Consider the following 14938-nt stretch of genomic DNA (forward strand, 5'->3'; position numbering starts at 1 on the left):
GCCTGTGGACAGCAAACAACATCAAACCGGGCAAATGGCCGATATTCTGGATAAGGCCATGCTCAATAGTCAGGCCACGCCTCAGCTTAGTCTGGATTATCCTGAAATCGGCCTGAAGCAGGCCTATCAGATTCAGGCGGCTGGCATTGAAAAGCGCATGAGTCGCAGTGAAAAGCTGCTAGGCATTAAAATGGGTTTTACCAGCCGTGCCAAAATGCTGCAGATGGGGGTAGACGACCTGATTTGGGGCCGTTTGACCAGCAGCATGCAACTGGTGGAAGGCGACAGCGTGTCGATGCAGCGCTTTATTCACCCCAGAATTGAGCCGGAAATCGCTTTTCGTCTGAATAAAACCCTGAAAGGCAAAGTTAGCCTGTTGGAAGCCATGAGTGCGGTAGACGCGGTGGCCCCGGCGCTGGAAATTATTGACTCACGTTACGCCAATTTTAAGTTTTCACTGGCCGATGTGGTGGCGGATAACTCCTCGTCGTCAGGCTTTGTGCTGGGCCAGTGGTGTTCTCCCAAACTGGATATCAGCAACCAGGCCATGGTGATGGAAATCAACGGTAAACCGGTGCAAATCGGCTCATCCTCAGCCATTCTCGGTAATCCCTGGCGCTCGCTGGTGGAAGCGGCGCGCCTGGCAGCAGAATCCGATATTTGTCTGGAAGCGGGCTGGATCGTGCTGGCCGGCGCGGCCACCGCAGCACACCCGTTGAATGTCGCTGACCATGTTTGTTTGCATACCAGCAGCATGGGCCAGGTGCACTTACAGGCAGGAGAATAATATGACCAAGCGTGCAACCCTAGTCAGCGGTAAAGCCACACCGCGGGGCAAATTCCCGCATATTAAACGGGCAGGCGACTTTTTGTTTGTGTCTGGCACCAGCTCCCGCCTGCCTGACAACAGTATCGTTGGGGCCGAGGTGGACGCCATGGGCACCACCAATCTGGATATCCGTGCCCAGACCCGGGCGGTTATCGACAACATCGGCGATATTCTGGCCGCTGAAGGGGCGTCATTGGCAGATTTGGTGGAAATCAGCACCTTTCTGGTCAATATGAACGATTTTGGTCCTTACAATCAGGTGTACAGCGAATATTTCGATGCTAACGGTCCGACCCGTACTACGGTGGCGGTGCATCAGTTACCTCATCCGCATCTGCTGATTGAAATCAAGGCGGTGGCGTATAAGCCACTGACAGAGTCAGCCACCATCAAGGAGAATTAACATGACGCAACTTAAAGCTTTCAACTTCCAAAAGTGGCTGGATGACAATCAAGACAAGCTGCAGCCGCCGGTCAATAACGCACTGATCTGGGAAGACGCAGACCTGATGTGCACCGTGGTGGGCGGGCCAAACCAGCGTTTTGATTACCATGTCGATCCGGTGGAAGAGTTCTTTTACCAGATGAAAGGCAATGCCTATCTCAACATTATGGGCGACGACGGCCCATACCGGCTTGAGCTCAAAGAAGGTGATGTATTTCTGTTACCGCCTTATGTGCCCCATTCTCCGCAGCGCCCGGAAGCTGGCAGCCTGTGCCTGGTGATTGAACCCAAACGTCCCGATGGAAAGAAAGATGCGTTCCGCTGGTATTGTCTGAGTTGCAACCATCTGCTGCATGAAGTGCAGGTCGAGCTGAAGTCCATCGTTAAAGACTTGCCCCCGCTGTTTAAAGCCTTTCAGGAAAATGCGCAATTACGCACCTGCAGTGCCTGTGGCGAATTGCACCCCGGCAAATAGGAGTTGGCCATGAAGTTAATCGATATGCACGCGCATTTTTTTCCGGCCAGTCTGCCGGATTTTGCCGCACGTTATAACAGTCCGGGCTGGCCACAAGTGGTGCATAAAAATGCCGAACAGGCCGATATTCTGATTGACGGTAAGCTGTTCCGGCCAATTACCCATGCCTGCTGGGACAGCCATAAGCGTCTGGCCGATATGGACACACTGGGTATCGACACGCAGCTTATGTGTGCTACCCCGGTCCTTTTTGCTTATCACCGGCCGGTGGAACAGGCACTGGCACTGGCGGCCTGGCTGAACGATCAGGCGCTGGAGCTTTGCACCCCGGACAACCAGCGCTTAAAAGCCCTGTGTCAGGTACCCATGCAGGATATTGATGCCGCCTGCGCCGAAGTGTCACGCTGTATGGCCAATGGTCATGTGGGCGTACAAATCGGTAACCATGTGGGCCTGAAGAATCTGGATGATGAAGGTATTGTCACCTTCCTGCACCACTGTGCCGATATCGGCGCACCGGTGTTGATTCACCCCTGGGATATGATGGCGCCGGAACGCATGCCCAAATATATGCTGCCCTGGCTGGTGGCCATGCCGGCCGAAACGCAACTGTCGATTCTGTCCCTGATCTTATCCGGTGCCTTTGAGCGTCTGCCCCGCAGCCTGAAAATCTGCTTTGCCCATGGTGGCGGCAGTTTCCCCTATCTGATCGGCCGGGTGGACAACGCCTGGAAGCACCGCGACATCGTGCGTGAAGACTGCCCCAATCTGCCCTCCAGCTATATGGACAGATTCTATGTGGACTCTGCGGTATTTCACCCTGACGCCCTGGCCCTGCTGGTGAAAACCATGGGCGAAGAGCGGGTGATGCTGGGCTCTGACTACCCCTTTCCGCTGGGTGAACAGGTCATCGGCGAGCTGGTAAAAAGCCACGATGGCCTGGGCCAGCACACCAAGCAACGTATTTTGGCGGACAACGCCGCTGAGTTTTTTAACCTTAATTAATAACGGAGAGCGACATGCACAACTACACAAGGCTCCCGCTGAGTGCTATCGCCGCCGCGCTGATATTCAGCTCGGGTTTGCTGGCCAGCCCCTGGGATATCAGCAAGGATACACCGATTAATATTCAGGACCCCATCGTTAAACGCCAGGCCGAGCTGGGGGGCGACCGCACCCCGGCCAATCCCGCACCAGAAAGCTATGGGATGCAGGCCGATGGCAGCTTTGTACACCCCAAAGCCACGCCGGAATCCCATGATGCCTTTCCTTTTAAAGGGCAACTGGATTACTGGGATCCCAACAGTTACATCAAGAATATGAAGGTGGAAGCTTACTACCCTATTACGGTAGAGCCTTTTCATACCTGGCAGAATATTGTCGATTTCGACGGCCGTCGTTACCTGTATCAGTATGTACGCCGCGACTTGAAGATTTTCGACATCACCAACCCCAAAAAAGTCGAACTGTTACTGACCCGGGGCCATACCTGGGGCGCCAACGGCCCGGACGCTGAAGCGCAAAATCCCTATCCTGAAGACGATATGATGGGCGCCGCCAGCATCCAGTGGAGCAAAAAGCTGGGTAAGTATGTGATGGTGCAGTCCTTTGAAATTCGTCGCTTTGGTTTGCTGCGCGATAAATACCGCCAGCCGGACAAAGTCGAGGCCATTCGCCACGCCAATCATCTCAAAGGCTTTAAGGTCTATGAAATGAACGGGCCATTGCCCAAAGACTGGAAACTGATTGCCCAGCGCAGCACCGACATCCTGCATCCGGATGCCCCCATCGGCCAGCAGCAAGGCTCAGGTGTGCGGGATATTCCGGCCTATTTTGGTGACGATATTATGTTTGTGTCAGCTGCGCCGGATAAGCGCTGGGGCCTGACCGAGTACCCAAATGATTTGTACAGCGCCGGGTACCAGGCCTGGGATATGTCAGACCCGACCAACCCCAGATTCCTGGATATGCTGGGTCTGCCCGGCCAAATCGTCGGCGACCCCGAACACGAAGCGGTATTTAAAGCCGATCCCCGTGCCGGCAACCGTACCTCCTGGATGGGCTCTCGTATGCCGTTGTTTATTCCCAAACCGGCTTCTCAAGGCGGCAAATATGGTTATGGTGCCATGGGCGGGTTAGGTTTTGTGGTGGTGGATATCAGCGATCCGTCCAATATGAAAGTGGTCAGCAACCTTAAGTTCCCGGCCAATATCGCTGGCACCGAAGGAGACTATGTGGATGTTTCTCAGGTAGAGGAAACCGGTCTGGTGTATTTCAGCGGCTACCCACTCAACGAAGACTGTTATGAGCCCTATAAAGATATCCATATCATTGATGTCTCTGACCCGGCTAATCCCAAAGTGAAAGGCGTGATGCCTCGTCCCAAGCCGCCAGCCGACGCCGCCTTCACCGACTTTTGTCAGCGTCGTGGCAGCTTTGGCCCGAAGCGCACAGGTGCCTACCATCAGCCGGGAAGTCACAAAGCCGGTATCTTGCCGTTTAACTTCTACAACGCAGGGTTACAGGTGTTTGACGTAAGCAACCCGGACAAACCGGAAATTGCCGCTTACTTTGTCCCCCCCTTTAAGGAAGATCAGGTCGCCAGCTATGCCATGGGCAACTTGTCCCACGCTGTGTATGTGGAATACGACCGCAACCTGTTCTGGCTGTTTACCAACCATGGCTTCTATGCCCTGTCCAGCCCACTTTTGGGTGAACCCAGCTTTGCCCCACCGAAGCAGGCCTGGCCGCCTAAGGGTAATTAATCTTAAGGGAGCCGCTGGGCTCCCTTTTTTCTAAGTAGACAAAAAATTGTATTCTGTTGTTAGAGCCTCGCAGTGGGTCGGACTTGAGTCCGACGGTGGCAGCCTGTCAGAGTAGGGATTAGCAACGTTAGCCCAGCAAAGGAACGAACCCGGGCAGATTGCCAAACTCACTAAAAAGTGGTGCGATGCGCAGCACAAAATCTCACCAATAAAAATATTATCAATTTAAAACAATAAGTTAACTTACTGGCCAGGTTTTTGCTGCTAGTCGTTATTACTGCAAATACGGATAACCAAAATGAAAAAACACACCCTCGCTCTGCTTGTACCCCTGTTCAGTGTCAGCTTACTGTCCGGCTGTATTATTCATGTCGGCGGCGATGCCGATGAACATGGCAATGCCAGCACGGTATTTGGTGGTATCGATATTGGCAATGATCGTCAGGTAGGCGACTTAAGCACCGTCAATGGCGGTATCGATATTGGCCATCGCAGCCAGGCCGGTGATGTCAGTACCGTTAATGGCGGCATTGAGCTTGGCGACAATGTGGTGATTGAAGAAGCGGAAACGGTGAATGGCAGCATCACTGCCGGTCATAACCTGCAGGCCCATGACGATTTACAAACGGTAAATGGCCGCATTGAGCTGCAAAAAGGCGCTCGGGTGGGCGGCGACATCAGTACCGTGAATGGCGATATCCTGTTACTTGACGCTGAAGTGGGCAAGGACCTGCAAACCTTAAACGGCGATATTAAGTTACGTGGCGACACCTATATTAAAGGTGATGTGGTGTTTGAACGCCGTCGTGACCAGGGCTGGGACTGGAACAGTGACGAAGAACCCACCCTGCTGGTGGAAAAAGCGGTACGCATTGACGGTCGTATTATTCTGGAAAAACCGGTACGCCTGAAGCTGGAAAACCCGGCAATGCAAGACAAAGTCGAGCGCCGCTACAACGATAAATAGGCAAAAAAGGCGGGCCAGGCCCGCCAAGCAGACAACAACAGCCTGGATCAGAAGTGTTGTTTAATATTCAAATACAACATTTGCCCGCGTGGATCATGCACTGTGGCGTCATACCCCAGTGAATTGCGCACCGTAGGCGCAGCGCGGTCAAACAAATTAAGGGCGCCCAGCGTTAAACGCGGGCCCTGATCCTGGTCAAACAGCGGGTCCATCTGGTAGCTGTATTGCAGATCTACCTTGGTCCAGCTGGCCACTTTGGCGTTGTCTTCGTTGTCATTCTGGTAGTCGCCGATATGGCGAAGATACAGATTGCCGCTGTGCTTGCCGTGACTCCACAGCAAGCCCAGATTGGCGCGCAGTTCCACGGTAGACACACCAAAGTTCTCATCATTTACATTACCCAGGCCATCAATAGGGCCAAGTAGCGGGTCATCCAAATCGTAGCTAAGCAGATAAGTGCCATCTAATACCGGGCGCAGATTGCCCCAGTCACCAAGATCCACATCGGTAAACAGGCTGAAGTCCACACCATCGGTTTTTACCGACCCGGCATTGCGGTAGTAGGTGGTGATCTTCACTGCTTCACCGCCCGGACCGCGTTCTATCTGGCTATTGGTGGGGTCCACCGCCAGCAGTGCCGCTGCGGATTCGGGGGTGATAAAGTTTTTATAGTCAAAGCGCCAGTAATCCAGATTCAGGGTCAGATTGTCGGCCATGGTCCAGCTCAGCCCTAAGTTCACCGCCTCAGATTCTTGCGGCTTCAGCGGACGGTCCGGGTCACCGGTCAGCAGGGAAATAAAGCTCACCTCGTTGCCGCCGGCCAACGGGTCATTAGCGGTCTGCGGGGTAATAAACTGTGAGTCGTTCTGAAACACGGTGGCCACCCTGAACGAGGTGCCATAGCTGGCCCGCAGGCTGAAATCCTGGCTGGGTGTCCATAGCAGCGCGACTTTCGGGTCCGTGGTACTGGCAATGTCAAAATTCTCATAGCGCAGTGCGGTTTGCATGGTCAGATCATAAGTCAGAGGAATAGAGAACTCGGCAAATACCGCCCACACTTTCTGTTCACCGCTGAAGTCTTCGCCGCCGCCGAAAAAGTTAAACACCAGATCGTTAGACAGCTCATTAAAGTCGTATGTCAGTTTGTCTGTGCGGTGTTGTACACCAAAGGCGGCTCCCACCGCACCGGCCGACAGTTCGAACAAATCACCGGTCACATGGGCATCAAATACCGTCTGGCTGGATTCAGCCTGATAGCCGAATTCGCCGAAGATAAAGTCATACATTTCTGCGCTATTTTTATCCTGACTGCTGGACAACCAATAATAGAAGGCATCACCGTCTGGGCCACCCTGGCCATTAAGCGCCGCCTGCAGATTATCGGTAATCACGTCCTTGCGGGCATTTTCGGCCTCATTCACGCTTTTACTCCAGGTGGCTTTCCAGCTCCAGTAGTTAGCCAGATCGCCTTTGATACCTAACTGGTAGCGCCAGCTTTGATAGAGTTTGTCGTCCACATTGGGCTCAGAGCCGGCGCCAAGCGGGCGAATAAACAGCACGCCGCTGTTCGACGCGCTGCCGGGGAAGGGGTTTGTGCCACCCACCTCAATGGCATCCGGGTGAAAGGCCGGAACCCGCACTTCATCCAACTGTGGCTGACTGGGGACGGAGTTAATGGTGGTTTTATTGCGGGCCACCGCCACTTCACTGAATAGCTGCGTGTTGTCTGTCAGGTCAAAGCTGGCCTGTGCCATGGCCTGGGTTTGCTCGGCGGCAGCAATAATGTCGCCGTAGTAGCCATAGTTCAGCTCACAGGCCCCGTCGCTGGGCACGGCACCGTCCGGATTGCGGCGCACCAGACCTGGGTATTTTGCAAAGGCACTGCCGTCCAGGCAACTGGGGTCAATTAACTTAATCGGCGGTCCGGGCGGGCCATCAAACGCAATCACCTTGCCGGGAAAACCATAGCCACTCCAGGAGTCCTGGTTGTCGGCATAGTCATCCCGTCGCGCAGCATTGGGCACGTTGCTGCGGGTCAGATAGTTTACCGCCAGCATCACATTGCTGCGGTCACCGGCCGCGCCCACAATGGCGCCCAGACTTACTTCATCCGAACCGTATTTGTTGTGTTGGTAATTGGCGTCCAGCTCAAAGCCTTCAAAGCTGGAACGGGTAATAAAGTTCACCACCCCGGCTACCGCGTCTGAGCCATACAAAGATGATGCACCGTCTTTAAGTATTTCCACCCGCTCCACCGCAATGGCAGGGACCAGGGTACTCAGGTCGACAAACTGGTCGCCGGCTTCGGTCACCGCCGGTGACAGGGTGTGGCGCTGGCCATTTAACAGCACCAGGGTGGAAGTGACGCCTAAGCCTCGCAGATTGATATTGGTGGTACCCGCCGAGCGGGCCTGTTCGAAACTGTCGGAGTATACCTGTGCCCCGGTGTTCACCGTCAGGGTGTTGACCAGATCCGATACGCTGGTGGCACCGATATTGGTTAAATCATCTTCGCCAATAATGGCAATCGGGGAAGCGCTGTTACCTTGTTCCCTGCCTTTGATAAAAGACCCTGTGACGACAATTTGTTCGACTTTCCTGTCCTGTGCAACTGGTGCGTCCTGTGCCATCAGGCCTTGGCTGGTCAGCCCTGACAGCAGGCAACCGGTGCAGAAGCCTATGTTGGTGGTGTGTCGTGTCATTCCCGTCTCCTCGTTCTCGTTGCAGTGTGGTTGTTTGAGACTGTTTGTTTTGTGTTCACCTTTTTTACATATAATTCAATGTTAATTATTTGTATATATTTTAGATCAAAATAAATACATTAATATTTGTATGTATACAATGTGGCTTGTTATCTACAACCAGTTCAACAAGGGGAAGCTTATGCTGGCGCTCTATCACGAGTGGGATTCACTGATGTCGTTTAAGGTCAGGGCCTGCCTGGCAGAAAAACAGTTGGCATGGCAGAGCCGTCGGGTGTCGCTCAGAGACTTTGAACATCTGCGCCCGGCCTATCTGGCGTTAAATCCTGCCGGTGTGGTACCCACACTGGTGCATAACCAACAGGTTATTTGCGAGTCCAGCCATATCAACGAGTACCTTGATCAGGCCTTTCAACCCAGTCTGGTATCAGAGCGGATAGAGCTAAGGGACAGTATGCGTAGCTGGTGTGGTTACTTTGATGAGGTGATTCACCCAACATTGCGGGTGGCGTCATTTCAACTGATGATCAGGCAGCGCTTTATGGGCATGAGTCAGCAGGATGTGCAGGCGCTGATTCGCCATCATCCACAACCGGCCAGGGCACAGGCGTTTCAGAACCTGGTGGACACGCCGGTGGACTATCAGGCGGTACTGACCAGCATCGAAAAGCTGTATGAAGTCGCGGCCTTAATGGAGCAAAGATTACAGCAAACCTTATGGCTGGCAGGTAACGGTTTTTCTTTGGCGGATATCGCCAGTATGGCGCTGCTGGACAGAATCGACAGACTGGGGTTTGACTTTATCTGGCGCAACAAGCCAGCACTGGCCGGGTGGATTGAGCGGGTCAGGGCGCGCCCGACATTCAGCCTGGCGGCCTGTCCGGCGCAGTTCCGCATGCCAGCGCCGCGCGCCGAAGACCTGGCTAAACTGGGTAGCCTGCTGGCGCAACAAGGGCTTTAGTCCAGCGGCCTGGTCTGTTGCTGTAGCACGCCGCCGTTGGCGAGCCCTGTCAGAGTAACTGGCAGGCCTCGTCAAAGTCCAGACGCGGCAAGCGCTGGAAAAGCTTGCTGCTGTCGCCATAGCCCAGACTACAAAGAAAGTTGCTGCGAATGCTGGTGCCGGCAAAAAATGCCTGGTCGCAGGCCTGATTATTAAAGCCGGACATCGGGCCAACGTCCAGTCCCAGCGCGCGGGCAGCAATCATCAGGTAGGCGCCCTGCAAGGTGGCGTTTCTGAACGCGGTGGTTTCGGCGACCTTGGGGTTATCTGCCAGCATTTGCCTGGCCCCGGGATTGTGGGCAAACAACTTATCCATCTTCTGATAAAACGCCAGATCCTGGCCAATTATCACCGTGACCGGCGCGCTCAGCACTTTGTCCACATTCAGCGGGGCCAGGCAGCCTCTGAGTTTTTCTTTGCCAGCCTCGGTCTGCACAAACACAAAACGGGCCGGGCAACTGTTCATACTGGTGGAGCCCATTTTCACAATCTCATACAGCTGTCTCAGGGTTGGCTCGGCAACGGCTTTGTCCAGCCAGCCATTGTGGCTGCGTGCCTGACACAAAATCTGGTCCAGCGCCTTCTGGCTGAGGGGCTCAAACTCTGCACGTAACTTGTCTGCAGCGGCCTGGGCCTGCTGAATGGCTTGTTTTTGTGCGGGGCTGAAAGAAGCAGAATTCATAGGTTGTCCTTTGGCTTGATGAAAAAAATTACTAGATCTGAGTGCAATCTAGATTTAATGTATACAATAACTATATCAAAGTATACCAAGTTGAATTTAGAGATCTGATGCTATGGAGATAATTGACGCTTTACTGCCACTGGCCGCCATGATGCTGGCCACAGGTGTGGTTGCCGGACTGCTGGCCGGTTTGCTGGGTGTGGGCGGCGGTATTGTGATTGTGCCTGTGTTGGATACAGCGCTGGGGATATACGGCATCGACCCGGCCATTCGCATGCATGTGGCCGTCGCCACGTCGCTGACCTGCATTATTTTCACTTCTGTTTCGTCCACCCGTGCTCACCACGCCAAAGGGGCGGTGGATCTGGCTTTGGCCAAGGTCTGGGGGCCGGGAGTGCTAATGGGGTCACTGCTGGGGGCAGTGGGCGCGGCCTATGTGGACAGCCAGGTATTGGCTGCGCTGTTCGGGGTGGTGGCGCTTATCGTGGCGCTGAAAATGCTGCTGCCCCTGGATGGCCTGACCCTTAGCCGCGATGTACCCAGAGGACTGGCTGCGCCATTTCCGCCGCTGGCCATTGGCGGTTTGTCCAGCATGATGGGCATAGGTGGCGGAACGCTTAGTGTGCCGGTGTTAACTCTGATGAGTCAGCCCATTCACCGGGCTGTGGGTACGGCTGCGCTGTTTGGCTTGCTGATCAGCTTGCCGGGCGCGGTGGGCTTTGCCATTTCCGGCTGGGGCGACAGCCGGCTGCCGCCAGCCAGCCTCGGTTATATCAATTTAATCGGCGTGGCTTTGATTGCGCCGGTCACTGTAGTGGTGGCGCCCTTTGGCGCCAGGCTCGCGCACAGGTTGGCCAAACGCCATTTAAGCATGTTGTTTGGTTTCTTCCTGTTACTGGTGGCGGGTCGCATGCTGTATCGCACCCTGTTGGCCTGACCCAGCCATAACCAAAAGGCCTAGGTGTGCTGGTGTAGATATAAGTTTTTATATATAGCTGGCGGCAATTTAATTAGTCGAAATTCACTGCTAAGCGCAGCAAAGTGGGCGCAACAAGTTTCATCGCCCGCCTGTGACGGGCCAGAATAAGAGAACAGAACATGACAACATTTGCATTAGCTACATACCAACAACAAGGGGCAGAGCGCGCAGCGCTGCAGATTCGCGGTCAATTTTTCGACCTGGCCGCCTGTTTCGACGCCGTGCACCCGGGCCAGCAGAGCAAACCACTGTGGTTGCAAAGTACCACCGAAGCCATTTGCCATTGGCAGCAAACCCGCACAGAGTTGCAGGATCTGGCCGAGCAGGTAGATAGTCTGGCCGAGCAAGGCAAACTGGCAGCGCTGGCCGACGATATTCAGCTGTTGGCGCCGTTTCGTCCCACCACCATTTTTGGTACGGCGTCTAACTATCACGAGCATGCCGCCGAGATGAACACCATTCTGGCTGCCAAGCCGGACAGTTCGCCCTATGTGTTTATGAAGGCCACCACCTCGGTGACCGGTACGCACAGTGATGTAATTCTGCCACCGGAAACCCAGCAACTGGACTGGGAAGTGGAACTGGGTGTGGTGATAGGTAAAACCGCCCGCCGGGTAAAGGCGGCCGACGCGCTGGACTATATTGCCGGTTATACCGTGGTGAATGATATTTCTGCCCGCGATCTGAATCGTCGCAGCGACTACCCCTTTAAGCACGACTGGTTTCGCGGCAAAAGCTGGGACACCTTCTGCCCCATGGGGCCGGTGTTTGTGCCTAAGCAAGCTATTACCGACCCACATCAGGTCAAGCTGTCGCTGTTTTTGAACGGTAAGCAAATGCAGGACGGCAATACCAGCGAGCTGATCTGGAACGTATTTGAACAGATTGAATACCTGTCCGGCATTTTAACCCTACGCCCCGGCGACTTGATTATGACCGGCACCCCAGCCGGAGTGGGCAAGGGCATCGGTTTGTTCCTGAAGCCGGGCGACGTATTGGAAGCCAGCGCCGCGGGCGTGGGCAGTATTAAAAATACCGTCAGAGCCGAAGTGCTCTGACCCACAGGAGGGCAACATGTACCAACCCAAGCCAACCAAACTGGGCCATCTGGTGCTCAAAGTGCAGGATATTCAACGCTCGGTGCAGTTTTATCAGGACGTGGTCGGCCTGACCGTATCGGACTGGATAGACGACCGTATGGTGTTTCTGCGTGCCGGGCAGGACCATCATGATCTGGCCTTACTGCAGTTGCCTGCCGACCAGATTGATAGGCAGGATCCGGCCCAGTCCCGTGTTGAGCACTTTTCTTATCATGTTGAAAGCATTGAAGAAATTAAAAAAATCACGCAGATGCTGTTAGACCGTGGCATCGAAATTGACCGTGGTATAGGCCGCCATGGCCCCGGCGACAATACCTTTATCGTGTTTAAGGACCCGGACGGCAACAATGTGGAGTTTTATTCCGACATGCTGCAAATCTCAGAGCAGGCGCCTTATACCGCATCGGTGTGGCCCGGCTCAGAAATGGGCACCTTTGACCAGTGGAGCCTGGAAAATTTTGTGGTTGAGCCGCCTGCGCGGATCAAGGCCATTATCAACAAAGACCAATAAAGGAGACGCACCATGCCCTTTATTCAGATTGCACAAGACAACTTTTATTACGAAGTCCATGGTCAGGGCGAGCCTGTGGTGCTGGCCCATGGCTTGGGCGGCAACCATGCCAGTTGGTACATGCAGGTGGCGGTATTGGCCAAAGCCTATCAGGTGATCACCTTTGACCATCGTGGTTTTGGCAATTCCAGCGATAAGGCCAAACTGGGGCGTAGCGGTTTTGTCAGCGACCTGCTGGCCTTGCTTAACCATCTGCAACTGCACAAAGTTGCCCTGGTTGGCCAGTCCATGGGCGGCGGCACCGCCATTCAGTTTGCCAGCCAGTATCCCGAGCGGGTCGCCGGGCTGGTGATAGCCGACTCCCTGCATGCTTTACAGGAAAGCCCCGAGGTCGCCGCCATTATGGACAAAGCCCGCGCCGACACCGCCGATCTGGACCAGTTGCAACGGGTACTGGGCAATGCCTTTCGCCAGGCCAATCCCGAGCAAAGCTTGCTATACCGGCAATTCAACAGTTTTAACCGCACCGATCGCAGTAACCTTGGCGGTGAATATGCCGCCACAAAAGTGGATCCGGCCACCTTGGGCAAGCTGGGTTTTGCCGTGATGTTTCTGGCCGGGCAGGACGATATTTTGTTCCCCATTGAGGCCATTCGTCTGGTGCAGGAGCAGGTGGAAGGTTCCTTTCTGGTGGAGTTTGACGCCTGCGGCCACTCGGCCTTTTTTGAAAAGCCGGTGGAATTTAACGACAGCCTGCTGAGCTTTCTGCAGATGGCCGGGCTCGCCCCCAGTGCCGCTGCGCATAGCAACAGCGCGGGCTATATTCATGCATAATCACTATTAACGGGTACCCTATTATGACTAATAAAACCGTAGCTCAACAGGTCGTCGATGCGCTCAAGGAGCTGGGCGTCAAACATGTCTTCGGCGTACCCAGCGGGGGCTGGGTCGACTACATGGAAGCCCTGCGCACCACAGACGGCATTGAATTTGTGCTGGCCACCCATGAGGGGGGGGCCGCCTTTATGGCAGATGTTTGTGGCCGTATTACCGGCGTACCTGGGGTGTGTTTCGGCACTTTCGGGCCGGGCGCGACTAACCTGGCCACCGGCGTGGGCAGTGCCTATCTGGACCGCTCGCCAATGATTGCCCTGACCGACGAAATGCCTGCCGCCAAACGCGGCCGCATAGTGCAAATGGCCATTGATCATCAGGCGCTGTTTGCCCCCATCACCAAAAAAACCACCCGCCTGGAAGCCGAGCGGGTGCGCGAAATCATCTTTGATGCAGCCCATGTAGCCATGTCTGGTGTACCAGGGCCGGTGCATATTGGCCTGCCTGTGGGGATGAGTGCCCTGCCAGCGGTGGCCGAAAGTGCCAAGCCGATTCCGGTGAAAATTGCCGAGCCCGCCGCCCAGGTGCTGCTGGACAAAATGCGCGAATTGTTTGTGCAGGCCGACAAACCCGTGATTGCACTGGGCATGCGCGCCATCACCAGCGGCGTGCAGGAGCAGGTCATCGCCCTGGCCGAAAAATTCCAGGTGCCAGTGGTATTAAACCCTATGGCCAAAGGCATGCTGGCCGAATCCCATCCATGCTATGCCGGGGTGCTGTTCCATGCCCTGAGTGATGTGGTGGGGCAAACCCATCAGCAGGCCGATTTGGTGGTCAGCATTGGCTACGACGAAGTGGAGTTTAACTACGAAGACTGGATCCCCAACGCGCCGCTGGTCAGCCTGGATATTGCTGCCACCGACCTGGACACCAGCAAATATACTCTGGCCTGTGACGTGCTGGGCAATATTAAGCATTCGGTGGAATATCTGCTGGCCAGTGACTGCGCTGCGAAAAACTGGGATCTGAATGCACTGGCCCAGCGCAAGGCCGAGATGTTTGCCCGTATGTCGCCAGCCAATGACGCCTTCGGCCCTTGTGCGGCGCTGGACATTTTACGCGACAAGTTCCCGCAACACGGCATTATGACCTGCGATGTGGGCGCGCATATTCACCTGATTGGGCAAAAGTGGCCCACGCCTAAAGCCGGTCTGCAAATTATGACCAACGGTTGGTCAGCCATGGGCTTTGCTATTCCGTCGGCTATTGCTGCCAAGCTATGTAAACCCGACACCCCGGTCTGTTCAGTGGTGGGTGACGGCGGCTTTTTAATGACCGCTGGCGAACTGGCGGTGGCCGTCAGGGAAAAGCTGAATATTGTTTATGTGCTGTTTACCGACAATGACCTGGCACTGATCCGCATTAAGCAGGAGAAGAAGCACAACCCCATTTACGGCACGCCAATTCGTGAGCGTGGCACCATAGGTGGTGACAATATCTTTGGTGCGCCGGTGCTAAAAGCCTTTGATAAACAGGAATACGCCCAGGCGCTGGAAAAAGCCTTTGCCATGCAGGGGCCGGTGATTGTTGAGGCCATCTTAAATTCCCGAGAGTACGACGGCCTGGTACTGCGTAAGGACAAACCCTGA

The 14938-nt window shown here is 54.7% G+C and carries 14 protein-coding genes; 12 read left to right on the forward strand and 2 right to left on the reverse strand.

The window, feature by feature from the left end:
• Positions 1–4: 4 nt before the first annotated feature.
• From ABD028_RS21115 to ABD028_RS21140, 6 genes are all read left to right on the forward strand, one after another.
• Positions 5–787 carry a 2-keto-4-pentenoate hydratase gene (locus tag ABD028_RS21115; protein ID WP_343847361.1) on the forward strand — a complete coding sequence of 261 codons (783 nt, stop codon included), beginning with the start codon at positions 5–7 and terminating at the stop codon, positions 785–787.
• A 1-nt stretch (position 788) separates the two neighbouring features.
• Positions 789–1232, forward strand: coding sequence for a RidA family protein (locus tag ABD028_RS21120; protein WP_343847362.1), 444 nt, complete (start codon positions 789–791; stop codon positions 1230–1232).
• A 1-nt stretch (position 1233) separates the two neighbouring features.
• Positions 1234–1749 carry a 3-hydroxyanthranilate 3,4-dioxygenase gene (locus ABD028_RS21125; RefSeq protein ID WP_102797693.1) on the forward strand — a complete coding sequence of 172 codons (516 nt, stop codon included), beginning with the start codon at positions 1234–1236 and terminating at the stop codon, positions 1747–1749.
• 9 nt (positions 1750–1758) lie between these two features.
• Complete coding sequence (locus tag ABD028_RS21130) at positions 1759–2754, forward strand: amidohydrolase family protein (RefSeq protein WP_343847363.1); 996 nt, start codon at positions 1759–1761, stop codon at positions 2752–2754.
• A 14-nt stretch (positions 2755–2768) separates the two neighbouring features.
• Entirely contained in the window at positions 2769–4514 is a 1746-nt protein-coding gene (locus tag ABD028_RS21135; protein WP_343847364.1) for an LVIVD repeat-containing protein, read from the forward strand.
• Between the two features lie 298 nt (positions 4515–4812).
• Positions 4813–5481, forward strand: a complete 669-nt coding sequence (locus tag ABD028_RS21140) for a DUF4097 family beta strand repeat-containing protein (protein ID WP_343847365.1) — start codon at positions 4813–4815, stop codon at positions 5479–5481.
• A gap of 47 nt (positions 5482–5528) precedes the next feature.
• Here the strand turns inward: ABD028_RS21140 and ABD028_RS21145 are convergent, their stop codons facing one another.
• Complete coding sequence (locus ABD028_RS21145) at positions 5529–8183, reverse strand: TonB-dependent receptor plug domain-containing protein (protein ID WP_343847366.1); 2655 nt, start codon at positions 8181–8183, stop codon at positions 5529–5531.
• 181 nt (positions 8184–8364) lie between these two features.
• Between ABD028_RS21145 and ABD028_RS21150 the strand changes: the two genes are divergently transcribed.
• Positions 8365–9144 carry a glutathione S-transferase family protein gene (locus ABD028_RS21150; RefSeq protein ID WP_343847367.1) on the forward strand — a complete coding sequence of 260 codons (780 nt, stop codon included), beginning with the start codon at positions 8365–8367 and terminating at the stop codon, positions 9142–9144.
• Between the two features lie 49 nt (positions 9145–9193).
• Here the strand turns inward: ABD028_RS21150 and ABD028_RS21155 are convergent, their stop codons facing one another.
• A complete protein-coding gene (locus ABD028_RS21155; protein ID WP_343847368.1) occupies positions 9194–9865 on the reverse strand; it encodes a malonic semialdehyde reductase in 672 nt (223 codons plus the stop codon).
• A 112-nt stretch (positions 9866–9977) separates the two neighbouring features.
• On the opposite strand from ABD028_RS21155, the gene ABD028_RS21160 reads away from it, so the two are divergent.
• From ABD028_RS21160 to ABD028_RS21180, 5 genes are all read left to right on the forward strand, one after another.
• Entirely contained in the window at positions 9978–10802 is an 825-nt protein-coding gene (locus ABD028_RS21160; protein WP_343847369.1) for a sulfite exporter TauE/SafE family protein, read from the forward strand.
• A 161-nt stretch (positions 10803–10963) separates the two neighbouring features.
• Positions 10964–11902, forward strand: a complete 939-nt coding sequence (locus ABD028_RS21165) for a fumarylacetoacetate hydrolase family protein (RefSeq protein WP_343847370.1) — start codon at positions 10964–10966, stop codon at positions 11900–11902.
• 16 nt (positions 11903–11918) lie between these two features.
• Entirely contained in the window at positions 11919–12455 is a 537-nt protein-coding gene (locus ABD028_RS21170) for a VOC family protein (RefSeq protein WP_343847371.1), read from the forward strand.
• Positions 12456–12467: 12 nt separating this feature from the next.
• Positions 12468–13289, forward strand: coding sequence for an alpha/beta fold hydrolase (locus tag ABD028_RS21175; protein ID WP_343847372.1), 822 nt, complete (start codon positions 12468–12470; stop codon positions 13287–13289).
• A 23-nt stretch (positions 13290–13312) separates the two neighbouring features.
• Complete coding sequence (locus tag ABD028_RS21180) at positions 13313–14938, forward strand: thiamine pyrophosphate-binding protein (protein ID WP_343847373.1); 1626 nt, start codon at positions 13313–13315, stop codon at positions 14936–14938.

It is taken from the genome of Bowmanella denitrificans (assembly GCF_039522935.1).
Lineage (GTDB): Bacteria > Pseudomonadota > Gammaproteobacteria > Enterobacterales > Alteromonadaceae > Bowmanella > Bowmanella denitrificans.